An 18248-nucleotide genomic window follows, 5' to 3' on the forward strand; every position below is an offset into this window, starting at 1 on the left:
GAGGAGACCATGTCCGCATCGTTATATTTTGACAAGATTGGGTCGCTTCTGGCGGAGATTAAGGCTGCCGAGCTGCCCGTGATACAGCTGCTTGGCGGCAGTATCGGGCAGTCGATCGCCTCCGGGGGCATTGTGCATCTGTTTGGCTCCGGCCACTCGCATATGGCGGCTAACGAAGTGTTTGTCCGCGCCGGGACTATCACGGCGGTTCGGGCCATATGGCCGAGGCAGGAGACGGACAAGCTGGAGCGGGTGGAGGGTCTTGGCGATGCCGTGCTCAAATTCGGCGATGTCCGGCCGGGAGAGTATTTGTTCGTCTTCTCCCATTCGGGCATCAACCCGATGCCGATCGACGTGGCGCTTGCTGCAAAGCGGCGCGGCGCCGTGACCGTTGCGGTCGGTTCGAAAGCGCACTCTTTGTCGGTGCCGGGCAGGCATTCGAACGGGAAGCGGCTTTTTGAGGCATGCGATTATTTTATCGATACGCATGTACCGGCCGGCGATGCGCTGCTTGCCGAAGCGTCGTTTCCTTACGCCTACGGGCCGGCGTCGACCGCCGCATTTGTCACGATTATTCAGGCGGTGATGGCGGAAGCCGTTCATTGGATGCTGGAGAACGGGTTTGACCCGCCGGTGCGGGTCAGCCGCAACATGCCGGGCGGCGATGAACGCAACGACCGGTTGGGCGAGCTGTACAAACACAGAATTCCCGAGCTGGGATAATCGGAGGGATGGGACATGGCGCAAGCCGCTTTAACCGGGGGACAGGTGCTTATGCCTGACGGTACCTTTGAAACGGCCTCCGTGCTTTTTGACGGCGGTACCATTACCGGGATTTCGACAGCGGAGCTTCCCGTGGATGCGGAACGGATCGATGTATCGGGCTGCATCGTGGCCCCGGGGTTTATCGACACGCATGCGCACGGCGCGATGGGTCGCAATTTTATGGAGGGCTGCAAGGAAGCGTACAGTGTCATTTCACGCCATATGGCCGGGGGTGGAGTGACGTCGTGTTTGGCGACAACAACAAGCGCTTCGCTTGAAGATACATTATTTGCCCTGCAGTATGCGGCTTCCATACATCGGAATGGTGAGCCCGGTATAGTCGACATATTGGGCGTCCATCTGGAAGGCCCGTATGTCAACCCGGCTTACCGGGGCGCTCACATGGAGGAATTTGTGCGGCAGCCGGAATTGTCCGAGCTGGAAGCAATCTGCGAGGCGGCGGGTACGGCTTTGCGGGTCGTTACTTTGGCGCCGGAAGTGCCGGGAGGTATGGAGGCGGTCCGCTTTTTCGGCGGACACGGCGCCAAGGTGTCGCTTGGTCATAGCGGTGCCTCTTACGAGGAAACCAAACAAGCGCTTGCGGCCGGCGTGTGCCGGGCGACTCATTTGTTTTCCGCTATGGCGCCGATTCATCACCGCCGTCCCGGAACGATTCCCGCGTTGTTTGAGCAACCGGACGTTTTTCTGGAAATGATCGTGGACGGCGAGCATCTGCATCCGGCCATTGTCGGCATGGTCGCCCGGCAGGTGGAGGCTCATCGCCCGGTGGCGATAACCGATTCCGCCGACGTGGCGGGTTTGCCTGACGGCACGTACAAGCGCTGGAAAGGCATGGATGTCGTTGTGGCGGACGGAAGGTGCCAAACGTTGTCGGGAGGGCTTGCCGGCAGCATCGTGCGGATGGATCAGGTTGTGGACATTTTGGTCCGGCAGGCCGGATTGCCGCTGTCGCTGGCTTTGCGCATGGCATCCGAAAACCCGGCCCGCTCGATTGGGGCTTTTGACCGTAAAGGATCGCTGGAAACGGGGAAAGACGCCGATATCGTTGTTTTGAACCGGGAGCTTTCCGTGTCGTTAACGATCGGCAAAGGACATATATTGTATGACACAAGAGCAAACAGGAGGCTGTAACATATGGAGCGTCAAGTGACCATTAACCACCCCGAAGGCTTACATGCAAGACCGGCTTCGGATTTTGTCGAAGCGGCGATCCCTTTTCAAAGCAAAATTGAAGTTGTGTTTCAAAATAAATCGGTAAACGCCAAATCGATGCTCAGCCTGCTGAAATTGGGGATCGAACAAGGCAACAGCGTTGTGCTGCGGGCTGAAGGCCCCGATGCGGAGCAAGCATTGGAGACGCTGGGCGGCATATTGGAGAATACACATTAACAATAGAGAGGTCCGAACGATATGGACCCAAACGAGATAGAAGGCCACTGAAAAACTAGCGAAGTGAGCGAAATCATGCTGGAGAAGCGCCATCGTTCGCTTTTTCAGTGGCCTCACGAGATAGAGAGGAGAACATCAGGATGAGTTTGTATGGGATAGGAGCATCCAAAGGATTGGCTGTCGGACCTGCTGTTGTTATACGCGAGCTTCCCCCGATCGAACGCAGATCATTGTCTCCAGACGAACTACCGGCTGAAAAAGCCAGATTGCATCGGGCGTTGGCGCGCGCAGGCGGCGAGCTTGCGGAACTGCAGTCCCGGCTGTCACCGGAGCTGCAAGGGATTATCCGGGCCCAACTGCTTTTTATCCAAGACCCCGAGCTGCTGGAAGCGATCGAAGCCGGCATGGAAGCCGGTAAAAACGCCGAATGGGCGGTAGCGGAAGCCACCAACGAATTTGTCGCGGCGATCTCAATGTTAGCAAGCGATTATTTGAAAGAACGTGCCCAAGACGTCAAAGATTTTGCAAGAAGACTGCAGGCCGCTTTGCTGAATGTGCCCGCCCCGGCGATCGATCTCAAGCAGCCTTCCATCTTGATTGCCAAAGATCTGACCCCGTCGGATACCGCTGCACTGGATGTGTCAATGGTGCTTGGTTTCGCCACGGAAACGGGAGGGCCTACCTCGCATTCTGTCATTATTGCCCGATCCGCCGGGTTTCCTGCCATTGTTGGCATTCGCGGGTTGCTGGATGCGGTCGAAGCTGGGGATACCGTCGTGCTTGACGCTTTCTCGGGAGAGCTGATCGTCAATCCGCCCGAGCCGGTGCGTGTTTCTTATGCAGCCCAAATGGAAGAACAGCGCAAACAACTGCTGGCCGCCAAAAACAATAAACACCTGCCATCGATCACAATGGACGGACGGGAAGTCGAGCTGGCCGCCAATATCGGCAGCCCTCAGGACGCGGTTTCCGCGCTGGAATGGGGCGCGGCCGGCGTCGGACTTTTCCGCACCGAATTTTTATATATGCACAAGAACAGCTTTCCTTCCGAGGAGACGCAATACGCCGCATACAAAGAAGCGGTGGAGCGCATGGCCCCTCATCCGGTCATTTTCCGGACGCTGGATATCGGCGGAGATAAGGCGCTGCCTTACTTGGAAATGGCAGCCGAAGAAAACCCGTTTCTCGGTTATCGCGCCCTTCGGCTTTGTTTGGATCGCCCGGAGTTGTTCCGAACGCAGCTGCGCGCCATCTTAAGAGCAGGCGAACACGGCAGCATCCGGATGATGTTCCCGATGGTGGCGACCTTGGATGAACTGCGCCGTACCAAACAGATGCTGCGGGAAGCGGCCTTCGAATTGGGGATCGCCCGGCTGCCGGAAATCGGGATTATGGTGGAAATCCCTTCGGCGGCCGTCTTGGCTCGTATGTTCGCGGAAGAGGTTGATTTCTTCAGCATCGGCAGCAACGACCTCATTCAATATACGATGGCCGCCGACAGGGGCAATAAGTCCGTCAGTTATTTGTATCAGCATCTGGAACCGGCTGTGCTCCATTTGATTGCGGGTGTGATCGAAGCGGCACATTCGGCCGGCAAATGGGCGGGCATGTGCGGAGAAATGGCCGGCGATCCGCAGGCTATCCCGATCCTGCTGGGCCTTGGGCTTGATGAATTCAGCATGAATGCGCCGTCTTTGCCGGTAGCTCGGGAATTAGTCCGCTCCCTCTCTTACGCCGAATGCCGGGAGCTTGCGGAACGCGCGCTGAAATGCCGCACCGTAGAGGAAGTTAGTTCATTAACATATCGTTAGTGCGGCCTGCATAAGGGGCTCGTCTCGGCTTAGAGATGAAGCTCCTTTTTGCCTATCCAAATATATGTTATATTTTGGTTATCAGCGGCAAAATGACCTTGCGGGGAGCTGCAGCCAGACCTTTATGAATGCGGCGAAGCGGAAGAACAGCGTGTTTATCCTGCTTTTTACATGGAGGTATGCATGAACAAACGGATCGTGCAATCAAGCGAACAGACCAAGCTAAACGTCGCAAAATTGGCCGAGTTGTTTCCTCATATCATCACAGAAGTCAGAGCCGAAGACGGTGCTTTCCGGCAGGTGGTCGATCTCGAGCTGTTGAAGCGGGAGTTTTCCGGGTACATAGCGGAGCGGGAGGGCGGAATGGAACGTTTCCAGCTCTCTTGGCCGGGTAAAAAACAAGCGATGCTAGCGGCGAATCAACTGCCTGCCGGGCACACTTTAGTCCCTGTGGAAGCGGAGAGCGTAAGCTGGGACACTACGGGCAACTTGTACATCGAAGGAGATAATTTACTTGCGCTCCAGTTGCTGCAGGCGTCGTATGCCGACAAGGTGAAATGCATCTATATCGATCCGCCGTACAATACGGGGAAAGATTTTATATACAAGGACGATTACAAGCAGTCTTCGGAACAATATTTAAAGATGTCCGGTCAAATCGACGGTAAAGGCAAACGGCTGCTTCACGATACGGAATCAAGCGGCCGCTTCCACAGCGATTGGTTGACGGAGATGTATCCGAGACTGCAGCTGGCGAGACCATTACTGCGCGGGGACGGCGTCATTTTTATCAGCATCGACGATCGCGAACAAGCCCATTTACGGCTCATCTGCGATGAAATATTTGGTTCGGGGAACTTTGTCGCCAATTTGGTTTGGGCCAATAAAGAAGGAGGCGGCGGCTCTGACAGCAAGTTTTTCAGGGTCAAGCATGAATATATTTTATGTTACGCCAAATCCATCGATCAGCTCACGGTGAAAGGTGTCGGCATTTCCAACGAAGGCCGGTATACCATGCAGGATGAATATGTCGGCCGGCGCGGCAAATATTACTTGCAGAAGCTGAATCAGGCCAGCATCCAATATTCCAAGTCGCTGGATTATGCGATTCAGGCTCCGGACGAATCGGAGATATGGCCTTCCAGAGGCAATAAGCTGGCTTGCTGGAGGTGGTCGGAGTCCAAGCTGGCCTGGGGTATGGCAAACGGGTTTATCGTGATCAAGCAGGATCATTACGGCGATTGGCAGGTATACAGCAAGCAATATATGCACGTGGACAATAAAGATCAACCGATCGTACGCACGAACCGCCCTTTGGGTTTGATCGAGGAATATTCGAGCACTCAGGCGTGCAAAAAATTGGAGCAGCTGTTCGGAGAAAAAGTTTTTGATTATTCGAAGCCGCTTGAGCTGATCTTGTTCCTGCTTGGTCTGACAATGGAAGCCGACGATATAGTGCTCGATTATTACTCCGGTTCGGCGACGACCGCCCATGCCGTTATGCAGCTCAATGCGGAGGATGGAGCCCGGCGCAGATACATTATGGTGCAATTGCCGGAGGAAACGGCCGAAGGCTCGGAGGCCAGCCGGGCGGGTTACGCTAATATATGCGAGATCGGCAAAGAGCGTATTCGGCGGGCGGCCGCCAAGGTGCAGGAGGAAACCGGCGCCGAGATCGATGACGGGTTTCGTGTGTATCGGGTGGAATTTGAAAGCGGCGAGAAAGTTTCAGCATCGGTAACTACTTAACCCGCATTTCATGGGGCTCGACCGACCGCCACAACGCACCTTGGGAGTAGTGGAAGAGAAAAAGGGCTCCCTTTAACAGGGCAAGCCCTTTCCCTTTTTTGCGGTGCGAAATGAGTAACAGCAGTCCTGCTGTATTGCACAGCATGCATGTTTATGCTGATTGATACACAATCTTTCTTTTACTTCGCGCCATACGTACGTTTGTAAGCGGCATTGTACATTTTCAGCAAATCGTCCACGCCCAATTTCTTCGACTGATCCATGAACTCGTTGACCGTCTGGTCGTTAATCGGCGCTTTCCCTGTAACGAATTCGGTCAGCCGCTGGTCGAGGTATTTGTTCAGGTTGTTCAGCTTCGATTTTTCCAGCTCCTGTTCTTCAGGGTTTTTGACGATCGACTTCGGCGAGTCGATAATGTACTGGGCATACGACGCGTTGATGTCCATATTTTTCTTATCCAGACCACGTTCCCATGCGGCGCGGGCGATGGCGTTGTTGATCGAAACGTTAGGGAACCAGACGCCCCAATCGCGGCGGAGAGGAACGTACGGGCTTGTGCCAAACTCCTCCATGTATCTCGGCTTGCCGTCGACCAATTTGTACGTTTTGTTCAGAATACCCAGCGACATCAAATTCGTGCCTTCCTCGCTAAACAAGAAATCCATAAATTTGACGGCGGCGTCTTTATCTTTTACGTTGGCAGCGATAGCCAGGCCGTTTACGCCGACCGCTGGCCGCGCGAATTGGTAATTTTTAATCCCGTCGGCGGCAAATTGCGGGATCACGTTCAAATCGTAGTCCTTATTGTTGGCATTGGCTTTGCGGGCTTTCTCGACCAGCGGATCCATGTCCGCTTTCCACCAATAGGTGACCAGCGATTTGCCGGTAATCATCCGCTCTTCCCATTGGGCTGTAGTCAGCAGGGCGAACTCGGGATCAAGCAGCTTCTCTGCGTACAACTTGTTCATAAACAGCAGCGCATCTTTAAAACCCTTCTGGTAGCCCGCATAGGCATATTCTTCTTTATCGGGAAGCTGGTTGATGTAACCCTCCACTCCTGTAAACGATCTGAGGAACACGGTGAAGATGGAGGCCAGGTTCGGGGCGCTGACCGGCGTCCGGAACGTGAGCGGATAAGAGTCGGGATTTTTTTCCTTAAATGCCTTTAGGAATTGGTAAAATTCATCGGCTGTCGTTGGCGGCTTGAGTCCGTATTTGTCCTGCAAATCCTTGCGTACATACCACGCATAGTTGAAGCCTTTCGTGCTTGGATCGCTTTCCAGCACCGGCATCGTGTAATAACCGCCGTCTGAGGCGGTCGCTTGCGCTCTGGCTTCCGGGTAAGTGTCGAAAAACTTTTTGATGTTGGGCGCTTTGTCCAAATAATTTTTTAAATTCAGGAACACTTTCTCAGGTCCAAAATCCCTTCCGTCCTGGTTGAGCACAAGTGTAAAGTCCGTGACTGTGTTGGTGGCGTACATGATTTTTCTTTTTTCCGGCAGCGATTCTTCGCTGACGACTTGAAAATCGATTTTCACTCCCGTTTTTTTCTCGATTTCCTTAAACGTTTCCCAGTCTTGACGAACCGGTCCTTCGACCCGGTTAGCGGCCAGCCACGTAAACGTGACGGCTTTGGGCGGCTGGCTTGCCGCAGGAGCGGGGGCCGCTGCTGCCGGTGCTTGCGCAGGCGCTGCAGCACCTCCTGCGTCTTTGGCGGCAGGCGCCTGCGGTGCGGCGCTTTGTCCTCCGCTGCCGCAGCCTGCGATCAGGCCGCCGCACATGATGGCTGTAAGCGTCGTTGCGAGTGTCTTTTTGTTCACCCTTGTACCCTCCCAATGGATAAATATAGGATTGGATCCTGGAATGTGCCCGACAATCGTTTTGTGCGAATAAATATTCACAGTTTTGATGGTAGGGCAGATATCCTAAGGAATCCATGACTACCTAACCTTTGACGCCGCCAATCATGCTGCCCTGCACAAAATATTTTTGGATAAACGGATACACGCACAAAATCGGTAGTGTGGCAATAACGATCATTGCGTATTTCAACGATTCGATATAACTTAAATCGCCTTCGCCTTGGGGGTTGCTGCCTGCGATCAGGATGGTGCGCAGCATAATTTGCAACGGATGCATCTTGCCGTCGTTTAAATAAATCAAGGCTTCAAAGAAGGCGTTCCACTGGTTCACGGCTGTAAACAAGCCGATGGTCAGCATTACCGGCAGCGACAGCGGAATGACGATTCTCAGCAGCACCTGCATGGAGCCGCACCCGTCGATGATCGCCGCATCTTCGATTTCTTCCGGAAGCCCTTCGAAAAATGTCCGCATAATAAACAAATACCACGTGTTAATCATCGAAGGCAGCACGATCGCCCAGATCGTATTCAGCATGTTCAACTGCTTGACGAGCAGGAACGTCGGGATCAGCCCGCCGCTGAACACCAGCGTAAAAGCGGCCATCAGCAAAATCCATTTTCGCCCGGCCAGCCATCTTTTGGCGAGCGGATAGGCCATGGCAGAAGTGAAGATTAACGTCAGCACGGTTTGCACCACCGTGTAACGGATCGTATTCCAATAGCTGATCCACATATTTTGATCCACAATGATTTTCTCATAAGCGGCAAAATGAATGCCTTTGGGCCACAGCAGCACTTGGCCGCTAGCAACCATCGCATTATCGCTGATGGAGGCCGAAAAGACGAATATAATCGGATATACCATGACAATGATGACCAGAATCATAACCAGCGTATTGATAATGTCAAACAGCAAGGAGCTGGCGCTTTTGATTTTCATTGCGTGACCTCCTTTACCACAGACTGGTCTGCGAATATTTGCGCACGATCCGGTTGGCGATCACAACCAGCAAAAATCCGATCGCCGATTGAAACAGTCCGACTGCCGAAGCGAAGCTGAAATCGGCGTCCAATACCCCGCGCCGGTACACAAACGTATTGATGACGTCCGCGGTTTCATAGTTCATCGGATTGTACAGCAGCAGTATTTTCTGAAAACCGACTTCCATAAAATGACCCAAATTCAGCACAAACAAGATAATCATGACGGGAACCATTCCCACTAATGTAATGTGGCGAATTTGCTGCAGCCTCCCCGCCCCATCCATTTTGGCCGCTTCGTATAAAGCCGGATCGATGCCGGCGATCGCCGCCAGATACAAGATGGTACCCCAGCCGACCTTCTGCCATATTTCCGAACTGACATAGATCGTCCGGAACCACTCGGGCAAGCCGAGAAACATAATCGGTTCTATGCCAAACACCTTGTGCAGTATGATGTTGACGATGCCGGTCGTTGGGGATAAGAAGATAACCATAATGCCGGCGATGACAACCGTAGATAAGAAATGCGGCATATAACTGATGCTCTGCACGATTTTTTTGAACATTTTATTTTTAATTTCATGGAACAATACCGCTAAAATAATCGGTGCCGGAAAATGAAACAGCAGGTCGTACATGTTCAATAAAATAGTGTTGCGGATCAGCTTCCACGAATCGGGGGTGTTGTAGAAAAATTCGACGAAATGATCCAATCCGACAAATTTGCTGCCCAATATGCCCCTGCCGATCGAATAGTTCTGAAAAGCGATGATGATGCCGTACATCGGCACATATTTAAACACAATGTAATAGAGGATGCCGGGAAGCATTAATAAATACAGAGCTTTATGCTTTCTCACATAACGCCAGAAACGAAAGCGCTTTCCAGTTTTGATACGCGGACTGAACCGATCACCCGTCTCCGCTCCTGCACCACTTTGGACCGACAATGCGCTCTCACTCCTTATAGGTTTGATCTGATAGCCTAAACATACTGGCTGTTTGGCCAACCGTAAAGCGCGCATTTTTCGCTACGTCGCCATTTTTGCATGAAACCCGCGTTCTGTATCCGTCCGCAAAATCGGCACCTTGCGCAAAAAAAGCGACTTTCCGAAGAAGTCGCCTATTTTTCCTGGGGGAACGGCAAAACCCGCCCCAGGCATGTAGCTGGAGACGGGTTCGCGACAGCCGATTTACATCGTATGATGATGAATCGTCCGGTATTTCCCGGGGGTAATTCCTTCGTATTTGCAAAAAATGCGAATAAACGAATTGCGTCCCATGTATCCGACTTTTTCGGAAATTTCATCGATTTTCATATCCGTTTCAAGCAAATATTTTTTGGCCATCGTGAGGCGATGCTTCGTAATATACTCTACGTATTTTTCGCCGACCTCATCTTTGAAGGTCCGGCTGAAATGGCTGACCGACATGTTTAACTGCCGGGCGAACCGTTCCACGGACAATTCCTCGCCGTAATGCTGGTGGATATAATCGAGGATTTCGGCAATTTGTTTATTTCGGTCGGCTGTCTGTTCTTGCTTGAATAACGCGGCGTGGATCCGCTCGAAGCACGTCTTGATCTCTTCCCAGGTGATACAGCGGTTCAGCTCAACGAACAACCCGGAATAGAACGGGATGTTCATTTCCTTGCGTTCCAGTTCCACGGCGCGAATCCAGGTGTTCAGCACGTCGGAGCAGAGCCCCTTGACCTGAGAGGCGCTGGCGTTGTTCTCAACGGCCATATCGAGCAAATCATAGACAGATTGCAGCAACCGCTCATAATTCCGCGACTTGTACAGATTAAAAATCCGGTTGACCTCTTGGGCCGATAAAAAGCTGTCCAGCAGCGGTTTATCCGGCTGATCGCCCGCGGCGGCTTCCTGGCCGAACACCTCCACACGGGAGTGGAGGCTTTTGCGCTGCAGCATCTCCATCGCCGATTCATAGGACAAATGAAGGTCGCCGATATCTTGGACTTTTCTTCCGATACCGATCGTGGCTTTGAAATAAGCGTTAAACTGCTGGAGAATCAAGGCGACAAACTCGGACACCTCTTTGGGGCCGAACAGCAAAAACGGGTCATGGTGCACCACACATGCCATCAGATCGGGCTTTAATTGGCACAACCAGACGGTGCCGGCAGCCGATTTGTGAATCTGCTCTTTTAACTCAGCCATCATAAACGATTTTGACGTTTCCGAGATGTGGCCTTGTACCCGCGAATAATACTGGATTTCGATGCATAAAACGGTGCGCGTGACACTCGGGTCGTATGGAAAGTCGATTTCCTTCGCATACAGCGCAATGGATAAGTTGTCGCGGTACTCGCCGGATAAAATTTTGGCGATAAAATCCTCCTGCACAATCGGAAACATGCCGCTGACGAGCTGGCTCAGCTGTTTGTTTTCCGACATCAGCAGGTTGGAGAACTGCTTGATTAAATCGTAATCGTTCCCTCCGGCTTGAACGGGCAATGCTGCTTGGCGGTTATTGTGTGAAGATAAGCCGTTTTTGATTTCAAGTATCGGTCTGTACAGTCTTTTGCTCAAATAATAGGAGATGAACCCGCCGAGCACGAGGAAAAACACGAGAAACAAAAAGCTGAATGAGCGGATGCGCTGCACGGGTTTAAGCAACGTCTCCAAGTCGATCAGACTGACATAATACCACGCATCGTTAAAATGGGATTTTGCGTAGGTTAACGCTCTTGTTTTGCCGTCTGAGAAAAGAGCGCCTTCCGTATTGGCCCGCATAATTTCCTGCCATTCCTTCGGGGAAATCCGCATATCGCCGGTCTGACTGATCATGCCGCCGGATTCATCGACGATGGCCGTGCCGGCAGTCCACTTCTGATTAACGCTGATATGTTTGCCAAGCTCCTCTTGCTTCATGCTGACGACCAGATATACATCGGGATGGCTGCTGTTAAACGGGTAACTCATGACCGCCGAAATATTGGAGCTGGAGGAAAGGATGGCATCGGTGAAAGGCACCTTCTGGTGCAAGGTGTAGGTCTTCGTAAATTGCATCATTTTTTTGCCGGAAAAATTAGCGAGGTAACCCGCTTTGTCACGTTCATCAACCGGAAAGAAGTATTTAAAAAACGTCTCTTTGTTCGTATCCGAGTTAAATCCGATCACCAGGTCATAATCTGCAAAATACAGATAGGCATTGGAAACGATTTCCCCCGTATCCAGGGTGTTTAATTGATCCATCAAGGAATGGATCCATTCGAAGTATTGGGGAGTCTTGGAAGCGTCGCCGAATTGTTTCATCACGCTTTTCAGGTTGGAGGCGCCAAGAAGATTAATCATATTAACCTGCAGTGAAGAAAATGCCGTATCGGTTTGGGCGGAAAAATTGCGCATGGAAATGGTATTCGTATTTTCAACTTCATTTTCGATCACTTTGACGACGTATACGTAAATAAACATGTTTGCCATAATGACCGGAATGATAAAAAGAATGAAGTAGCTGGCGAAAAACTGCCAGAATAGAGCGGTTTTGAACATACGGGGTTTGAGCAGCCATTTCACCTATCGTACCGGCCCCTTTCCTATCCAGATCGCGGTTTCCTTTAATAGCAAAGCAAGCATCCCCCTGATACCTGCGTATCTCGGGGAATGCTTTGGAGTTAGATGACGATGCCGACTTTGCCGTTCTCGACTTCGACTTTATATCTTCGAGTCCTTACCTTCTCATTCACCAGCGATTTGCCCGTCTTGATCTCGAATTCCCAGCCGTGCCAAGGACAGCGGATAATTTCTCCTTCCCGGCCGAACCGGTATTCATATACGCTGGATGGAAGCGTAGTTCCACAAACGGGTCCTTTGCAAAGCGGAGCCCCTTCGTGAGGGCAATAATTGTGCAGCGCGTAAAATTCCCCGTCCAGACGGTATAAGCCGATGGAGCGGCCCTCCACATCTACGATGATATGCTGCCCGTCGGCTAAATCTTTCTCCTCAGCTACAAAATGAGTCGCCATACGATGCCTCCGTTTTATAATATCTGCAAGAACGCAGCTTCGCTTTTCTCATAGGTTATATAAGCTCTTGGCATTGTCGTAAAAAATTTTCCGGCGCATGTCCGGACCGAGCTTCGTTAAAATTTCCATCGGACTGTCATTATCCCAATGCGGATAATCGCTTGAGAACATAATCATGTTTTCGGCATCGATCATATTAAACAAGTCGCCCAAATATTTCGGATTGTCCGGTTCTTCAATCGGTTGTGTGGAAAAATAGCAATGATCCCGTATATATTGACTAGGCAGCCGTTTGAGCCAAGGCACTTGGGAACGCAGCGCCTTGTAATTTTTATCGAGGCGCCACATCAGGTGCGGCAGCCAAGCCAGCCCGCCTTCCAGCATGACAAACTTGAGGTTCGGGAATTTCTCGAATACGCCTTCGCACACCAAACTGACCGTATGCGCCATGTAGTTCTGCGACAAATTGGTATGCCACTCCAAATAGCGGGTCGGCATGCCCGCCGCTGAGGCGTAGGTTCCGCCCGAACCTTCCGCTCCAGGGTGGATTGCGACCGGCAGCCCATTGCGTTCCGCCGCTTCATAGATCGGGTGGAATTGACGCTGCCCGAGTCCGGCCCGTTGAGCGCTGCCCATCAGCACTTCAACCATATCGGGATGTCCCGCCAGGCGGTCAATTTCGCGTGCCGCAAGCTGCGGATCCTGGCCGGCTACAAGAATAGCCCCTTTAAACGATTCATGCTTCGGCAGCCATTCTTTAATCATATAATCGTTGTAAGCCTTACATATGGCTGCAGCGTAGTCCGGGTCGGGGTGGGTGCAGATGTTCATCGCGTCGCCGGTCAGAATCGCATATTCCATATGATAAGGTTCAATTAAGTCTTTCACCATGAAATCGGGATTGGAAGCCGCCGGCCCGCCGTCAGGAGGGAGGCAGTCTTTGCGGAAAACGCCGATCGGCGACCAAATTCCATGCCACGCGTTTCCTATACCGCTCGTGGCAACCTTCGTTTTCCAAGGCTCGGGCAAATATTCGGCCAAGTCGTACGGCGTTTTAAACGTATTGTGCACATCGGTGTCGATGACTTTTTGTACGGCTGTCACGCTCCACACTCTCCCTTACATTTAGTAACTATATTGTAAAATGAAGCGGTTTATTTTACGATTGGTAATATTACAATATCTTGAGTGATTCTACGATTTTGCCGGCTGGGCTTGCCACTTCGCCTATAATAAATCATATTGAGAGTTTACTATTTTTATGCCTAGCAAACATATTAAATTGTTAATGCTATGTTTTGGCGAGAACTCGCTGCAGGATGGCAGCTACCAGATACGTCAATTATATATGGAGCAGGACACGATCCGGTCCATCATCTTTGAAGACTTGCAAATACCTATGGAAAAGTTGTTCACCCTGCAGCAGGATTGACGCGAGGGGATAGGCGTTCCAAAAGAAAAAACCTGGCGCCGCCAGGTTTTTCAGATGTCTGCGTAAGTCTCCTACAAACTTATTCATAAAAACTTCCGGTTATGCTTTTTCCCGTCATACGAAAACAATACGGGCTTATCCTCCACGACCGTTTCGAGATGTATGTTTTTGCCCCATAATTGATGGATGTAAGGCATCGTCCGCTCCACGTATTTCAAATCCAGCTCGACGCCCTCGTACATATGCTTTAAATACAATTCGCCGCTGCGCAAAAAGTCGCCGTCCTGCACGACAATGTACGGAAAGCCGCCGTTCACTCGGGAATACACAAGCTGATCGCGGATGTTTTCCCATGTTTTGTCGGTGATTTTCCATTCCTGGCCTTTTTTCTCGAACACGTACAGATCCAACTCGTCGACAAGCTGCTTGGTCATGTAGTTGCGGATAAAGGAGATGTCGGAGTCGAACTCCCGCACCTCGAATATTTTGCTTCTGCCGTGGCCCGGCTCGCGATGATCGCGGCTCCGCTCCTCCGGAGTCGGGTTGTCCCAGCGCTTCTCGATGTCTTCGAAAATTTTAAGCCCGAGATAATAAGGGTTCAAGCTGTGGCGTGACGGAATGACGACCGAAGAGTTCAGCTTGGCGTATTCGATCGTTTCGTCTTCGGCCAAGTCGAGCTCGCGCACGATGCGTTGATGCCAATACGAAGCCCAGCCTTCGTTCATGATTTTTGTTTCGATTTGCGGCCAAAAATACAGCATCTCATCGCGCAGCATGGTCAGAATGTCCCGCTGCCAATGCTCCATGTACGGCGCATGTTCTTCGATAAACAACAGAAGGTCTTTTTCAGGTTTGGCCGGAAATCTTTTTCGGTCGTCTTTGGACTCTGCCTGATCCGCTTTACTGTGGTCCAAATCCCACAAATCCTCATAGCCGAATTTGCGTTCCTTGGTTTCTTCAACGGCCGGCTTCCGGTCTTGGCGCTGCTGTCCGCCGCGGTAAGGCTTGGTAATTATCGGATCGACATGTTCCTGGATACCGAGGACCGCATCAATGAACTTTTCTACCCTGTCGGTACCGTATTCGATCTCGTATTGGCGGATGCGCTCGGCCGTGGCCGACATGCTTTCCACCATATTGCGGTTCGTTTTGGAGAAACGGACGTTGTTTTTGAAAAAGTCGCAGTGCGCCAGCACGTGGGCGACAATCAGCTTGTTCTGGATGAGCGAGTTGCCGTCCAGCAAAAAGGCGTAACATGGATCGGAGTTGATGACCAGCTCATAAATTTTGCTCAGTCCAAAATCGTACTGGGTTTTCATTTTATGGAATGATTTGCCAAAACTCCAATGACTGAAGCGAGTGGGCATGCCATAGGCTCCAAATGTATAAATGATGTCCGCCGGGCATATCTCGTAGCGCATCGGGTAAAAATCGAGCCCGAACCCGGTGGCAATTTCCGTAATCTCGGAAATGGCGTATTCCAATTGCTTGATTTCGTCAGACCTCATGCGCCGGCCGCCCTCCCTCCGTCGGAGCCCTTCGGAAAGAATGTTTTCAGCGCCTTATAGACTTCGCCTTTTTCGCGCAGCACGTAATAAACGAACTTCGGATCGTGCAAATTGCGGTACGCGGACATCAGCGTGCTGCTGCGGTTGTATTGGTTCACTTCGCCATAGCCGAACATGTTGCAGCGTTTGGTCAGCTCGGTTATCAGCTTCACACACCGCTCGTTGTCGCTTGTTAAATTATCTCCGTCCGAGAAATGGAACGGATAAATGTTATAGGAAGCCGGAGGGTACTGGCGGTCGATGATGTCCATGGCGAGCTGGTAAGCCGATGAACAGATGGTGCCGCCGCTTTCGCCCTTAGTGAAAAATTCCTCTTCCGTAACAATTTTGGCTTCCGTATGGTGGGCGATGAAAATGATTTCCACCTGCTCGTATTTGGTGCGCAGAAACCGCGTCATCCAGAAGAAGAAGCTGCGGGCGATATATTTTTCGAACGAACCCATGGATCCCGACGTATCCATCATGGCCAAAATTAAGGCGTTGGAGTGGGGCTTGATGATTTCGTCCCATGTTTTGAAGCGCAGGTCTTCCGGGTTGATGCCGTGGATCCCGGGATTTCCCGAGGTCGCGTTGCGCCGAAGGTTTTCGAGAATCGTCCGCTTTTTGTCGATATTGGACATGATGCCTTTTTTCCGTATATCGTTAAAAAGAATCTCCTTTGTCGTCAGATTGTGTTTCTCCTTCTGCTGCAGATTGGGCAGTTCCAGCTCTTCGAACAGCATCGTCTGGAGCTCCTCCATGTTCACTTCAGCGTCGTAGTAATCTTCTCCCGGCTGATCCCCGGCGCCTTCGCCTTTGCCCGGCCCTTGAGCGGGCGAAGGGTCTACTCCTAACACGTCGCCTACCTTGCTGTCCCCATCACCTTGCCCCACATGCTTGCTTTTGTTGTAGTTGTAGCGAAACCGGTATTCATCCAAGCTTTTGATCGGCACTTTAATAATTTGCTTGCCGTCGGACAAAATGATGCTTTCGTCGGATACGAGGTCCGGCAAATTTTGCTTGATCGCGTCGCGCACTTTCTCCTGGTGGCGGGTTTGATCTTGATAACCCTTGCGGTGAAGCGACCAGTCTTCGCGTGAAACGGTAAATAAAGGTTCTGTCATGCGGTACACCTCCCGTGAATTGGATAAAACACAAAAATGCCGCGTGAACCGTAACGCTTCCTTGCAGCATGAGGTGACAATGGGATGGCCAGCCAAAAGAAAAAGATAGCTTGTTACCAATATATTCACGAACGGGGGGGATATGTGACGCAGACAAGTCCCTATTTTTTTGGATCGGGTGGAGCAGGGGGGGAGACGGAATTGGCTGCACTTAAATATCGTTTGATAAAGCCGGAATATGATAAAATGATAATAAGCAAAGCTGGAGAAGTGAACAATGAAACGTGAAGGGGCGAGCGAATGAATAAGTTAACTGCGGAGCAAATATCTACGCTAACGGATGTGGAACAAAAATCTATCCATAAACTCAAAGAAAGAGTATCGGAAATATTTCATCTTCAAAGTCTGATTCTGTTTGGTTCCAAGGCGAGAGGGGATTTTGAGGATAGCTCTGACGTTGATGTATTGGTTCTTGTTGAAGAAGAGAAGGACTGGCATAATCAGGAGAAGCTTTCCGATATTACATTCGAGATAAATATGAAATACGACACCCAGTTAACATGTATCCTGGAAAATTGCAGGAACTGGGAAACGGAAGATGAAGGCATCTGGCTCCCTCTGAAAGATAATATTTCTCGGGAGGGGATTGTGATTGAGATATAATAAAGCTTCCGAAGTCATGTTGATGAAAGCTCGGCAGAAGCAGGCGCTTGCTGAATTATCCTTCGAGAAAGGGTTGTACGATAGTTGCGTCAGTGAATTATACTACTCTGCTTTTCAAACAGTTACAGCGCTTATTCTGCTCAGGGGCGAGACGATCAGCAACAAACATACCTACGTCAGAGGCTGGGTAAACAAGCATCTTGGGCTCACGGGTTTACTTTCAACTGATTTGGTCAAAATGTACAACCGTTTGATGGATCATCGAGCGGAAGCTGATTACAGCGCGGAAGTTTCTTTTGGAAGGGAAGAAGTGGCCGGACTCATGGAGCAAGTCAAGGTCTTTAACGAGGCGATTTTGCAAATTATTTCCAAAGGAAAGAAGCATGGCTAAGGGGGTGTTTTAAGTTCCGTCTGGGACTTGTTTCCATTTTTTTAGAAAACTGCGTTATGACTAGGGGGAGCATATGAATAAAGCAGTAAAAGAAGCGGCCTGGGTCGACGCCAAAAAACGATGCGGGTTAAACGATGAGGAGATTCGCATGGCCAAAGAGCTTGGCATGACGCCGCACAGCCTGACAAAAAATATCCCTTCACGCTCTCAAATGTGGAAAGAACCTGTCAGTGTATGGGTACGGGAACTGTATGCCAAGAAATTTGGCAGGGCAATTCCAAACAAGATGAATCCGAAGAGAAGTGGGAAATCAGAAAATAAGCAATAACAAAGCTCTCCCGACGATCGTTGATCGTATGTGGAGAGCTTTTTAGTTGAGGCAATTTGATAGACTTGAGGCTGTAAAATTCTTTGTGTAAACTCCAAACCTATTACAATAGAGTTACTTAGGAAGGGTTGGGAGAACACATGGGATTATGGTCCAAGGAACAGCTACGACAATTTATTAAGGAAAACAAGCTT

18 protein-coding genes are annotated in these 18248 nt (G+C 50.9%); 10 read left to right on the forward strand and 8 right to left on the reverse strand.

What is annotated here, in order from left to right; translation table 11 throughout:
- Positions 1-9 precede the first annotated feature (9 nt).
- The 5 genes from EYB31_RS34455 to EYB31_RS34475 all read left to right on the forward strand — a co-directional run bounded on the left by EYB31_RS34455 (position 10) and on the right by EYB31_RS34475 (position 5735).
- Complete coding sequence (locus EYB31_RS34455; RefSeq protein WP_131018124.1) at positions 10-723, forward strand: SIS domain-containing protein; 714 nt, start codon at positions 10-12, stop codon at positions 721-723.
- Between the two features lie 15 nt (positions 724-738).
- Complete coding sequence (nagA, locus tag EYB31_RS34460; RefSeq protein WP_131018125.1) at positions 739-1917, forward strand: N-acetylglucosamine-6-phosphate deacetylase; 1179 nt, start codon at positions 739-741, stop codon at positions 1915-1917.
- 3 nt (positions 1918-1920) lie between these two features.
- On the forward strand, positions 1921-2175 hold the full coding sequence (locus EYB31_RS34465; protein WP_131018126.1) for an HPr family phosphocarrier protein: 255 nt from the start codon (positions 1921-1923) through the stop codon (positions 2173-2175).
- 140 nt (positions 2176-2315) lie between these two features.
- A complete protein-coding gene (ptsP, locus tag EYB31_RS34470) occupies positions 2316-3986 on the forward strand; it encodes a phosphoenolpyruvate--protein phosphotransferase (protein ID WP_131018127.1) in 1671 nt (556 codons plus the stop codon).
- Between the two features lie 183 nt (positions 3987-4169).
- Entirely contained in the window at positions 4170-5735 is a 1566-nt protein-coding gene (locus EYB31_RS34475; RefSeq protein ID WP_206105519.1) for a site-specific DNA-methyltransferase, read from the forward strand.
- Positions 5736-5914: 179 nt separating this feature from the next.
- Here EYB31_RS34475 and EYB31_RS34480 read toward each other — a convergent pair whose 3' ends face one another.
- The 6 genes from EYB31_RS34480 to EYB31_RS34505 form a co-directional block, all read right to left on the reverse strand.
- Positions 5915-7555 (reverse strand): extracellular solute-binding protein, encoded by a 1641-nt coding sequence (locus EYB31_RS34480; RefSeq protein WP_240763159.1) that lies wholly within the window; start codon positions 7553-7555, stop codon positions 5915-5917.
- Positions 7556-7679: 124 nt separating this feature from the next.
- Positions 7680-8537, reverse strand: coding sequence for a carbohydrate ABC transporter permease (locus tag EYB31_RS34485; RefSeq protein ID WP_131018128.1), 858 nt, complete (start codon positions 8535-8537; stop codon positions 7680-7682).
- Positions 8538-8550: 13 nt separating this feature from the next.
- Entirely contained in the window at positions 8551-9411 is an 861-nt protein-coding gene (locus EYB31_RS34490) for an ABC transporter permease (RefSeq protein WP_131018149.1), read from the reverse strand.
- 363 nt (positions 9412-9774) lie between these two features.
- Positions 9775-12096, reverse strand: coding sequence for a helix-turn-helix domain-containing protein (locus tag EYB31_RS34495; protein WP_240763160.1), 2322 nt, complete (start codon positions 12094-12096; stop codon positions 9775-9777).
- 122 nt (positions 12097-12218) lie between these two features.
- Entirely contained in the window at positions 12219-12569 is a 351-nt protein-coding gene (locus EYB31_RS34500; protein ID WP_131018130.1) for a Rieske (2Fe-2S) protein, read from the reverse strand.
- Positions 12570-12617: 48 nt separating this feature from the next.
- On the reverse strand, positions 12618-13673 hold the full coding sequence (locus EYB31_RS34505) for an amidohydrolase family protein (RefSeq protein ID WP_131018131.1): 1056 nt from the start codon (positions 13671-13673) through the stop codon (positions 12618-12620).
- Between the two features lie 157 nt (positions 13674-13830).
- Here EYB31_RS34505 and EYB31_RS40485 point away from each other — a divergent pair, with 157 nt between their 5' ends.
- Positions 13831-14001, forward strand: a complete 171-nt coding sequence (locus EYB31_RS40485) for a hypothetical protein (protein WP_165452770.1) — start codon at positions 13831-13833, stop codon at positions 13999-14001.
- 83 nt (positions 14002-14084) lie between these two features.
- Here EYB31_RS40485 and EYB31_RS34510 read toward each other — a convergent pair whose 3' ends face one another.
- Positions 14085-15509 carry a SpoVR family protein gene (locus EYB31_RS34510; RefSeq protein WP_131018132.1) on the reverse strand — a complete coding sequence of 475 codons (1425 nt, stop codon included), beginning with the start codon at positions 15507-15509 and terminating at the stop codon, positions 14085-14087.
- Positions 15506-16672 carry a sporulation protein YhbH gene (gene yhbH / locus EYB31_RS34515; protein WP_131018133.1) on the reverse strand — a complete coding sequence of 389 codons (1167 nt, stop codon included), beginning with the start codon at positions 16670-16672 and terminating at the stop codon, positions 15506-15508. The genes EYB31_RS34510 and yhbH overlap by 4 nt, the downstream gene beginning before the upstream one ends.
- An 84-nt stretch (positions 16673-16756) precedes the next feature.
- On the opposite strand from yhbH, the gene EYB31_RS34520 reads away from it, so the two are divergent.
- The 4 genes from EYB31_RS34520 (at position 16757) to EYB31_RS34535 (ending at position 18054) form a co-directional block, all read left to right on the forward strand.
- Positions 16757-16960 carry a hypothetical protein gene (locus EYB31_RS34520; protein ID WP_131018134.1) on the forward strand — a complete coding sequence of 68 codons (204 nt, stop codon included), beginning with the start codon at positions 16757-16759 and terminating at the stop codon, positions 16958-16960.
- Between the two features lie 12 nt (positions 16961-16972).
- On the forward strand, positions 16973-17335 hold the full coding sequence (locus EYB31_RS34525; protein ID WP_131018135.1) for a nucleotidyltransferase family protein: 363 nt from the start codon (positions 16973-16975) through the stop codon (positions 17333-17335).
- Positions 17325-17726: a HEPN domain-containing protein gene (locus EYB31_RS34530; protein ID WP_131018136.1), complete on the forward strand. Its 402-nt coding sequence runs from the start codon at positions 17325-17327 to the stop codon at positions 17724-17726. Before EYB31_RS34525 ends, EYB31_RS34530 begins: the two co-directional genes overlap by 11 nt.
- A 73-nt stretch (positions 17727-17799) precedes the next feature.
- A complete protein-coding gene (locus EYB31_RS34535) occupies positions 17800-18054 on the forward strand; it encodes a hypothetical protein (protein WP_131018137.1) in 255 nt (84 codons plus the stop codon).
- The last annotated feature ends 194 nt before the right edge of the window (positions 18055-18248 follow it).

It is taken from the genome of Paenibacillus thalictri, assembly GCF_004307995.1.
GTDB lineage: Bacteria > Bacillota > Bacilli > Paenibacillales > NBRC-103111 > Paenibacillus_AF > Paenibacillus_AF thalictri.

Excerpts from the sequence above, each read along its gene's own strand:
- EYB31_RS34455 (WP_131018124.1), top strand. The coding sequence starts at position 10 with ATGTCCGCATCGTTATATTTTGACAAGATTGGGTCGCTTCTGGCGGAG.
- nagA (WP_131018125.1), top strand. The coding sequence starts at position 739 with ATGGCGCAAGCCGCTTTAACCGGGGGACAGGTGCTTATGCCTGACGGT.
- EYB31_RS34465 (WP_131018126.1), top strand. The coding sequence starts at position 1,921 with ATGGAGCGTCAAGTGACCATTAACCACCCCGAAGGCTTACATGCAAGA.
- ptsP (WP_131018127.1), top strand. The coding sequence starts at position 2,316 with ATGAGTTTGTATGGGATAGGAGCATCCAAAGGATTGGCTGTCGGACCT.
- EYB31_RS34475 (WP_206105519.1), top strand. The coding sequence starts at position 4,170 with ATGAACAAACGGATCGTGCAATCAAGCGAACAGACCAAGCTAAACGTC.
- EYB31_RS34485 (WP_131018128.1), bottom strand. The coding sequence starts at position 8,537 with ATGAAAATCAAAAGCGCCAGCTCCTTGCTGTTTGACATTATCAATACG.
- EYB31_RS34490 (WP_131018149.1), bottom strand. The coding sequence starts at position 9,411 with ATGCTTCCCGGCATCCTCTATTACATTGTGTTTAAATATGTGCCGATG.
- EYB31_RS34495 (WP_240763160.1), bottom strand. The coding sequence starts at position 12,096 with ATGTTCAAAACCGCTCTATTCTGGCAGTTTTTCGCCAGCTACTTCATT.
- EYB31_RS34500 (WP_131018130.1), bottom strand. The coding sequence starts at position 12,569 with ATGGCGACTCATTTTGTAGCTGAGGAGAAAGATTTAGCCGACGGGCAG.
- EYB31_RS40485 (WP_165452770.1), top strand. The coding sequence starts at position 13,831 with ATGCCTAGCAAACATATTAAATTGTTAATGCTATGTTTTGGCGAGAAC.
- EYB31_RS34510 (WP_131018132.1), bottom strand. The coding sequence starts at position 15,509 with ATGAGGTCTGACGAAATCAAGCAATTGGAATACGCCATTTCCGAGATT.
- yhbH (WP_131018133.1), bottom strand. The coding sequence starts at position 16,672 with ATGACAGAACCTTTATTTACCGTTTCACGCGAAGACTGGTCGCTTCAC.
- EYB31_RS34520 (WP_131018134.1), top strand. The coding sequence starts at position 16,757 with ATGGCCAGCCAAAAGAAAAAGATAGCTTGTTACCAATATATTCACGAA.
- EYB31_RS34525 (WP_131018135.1), top strand. The coding sequence starts at position 16,973 with ATGAATAAGTTAACTGCGGAGCAAATATCTACGCTAACGGATGTGGAA.
- EYB31_RS34535 (WP_131018137.1), top strand. The coding sequence starts at position 17,800 with ATGAATAAAGCAGTAAAAGAAGCGGCCTGGGTCGACGCCAAAAAACGA.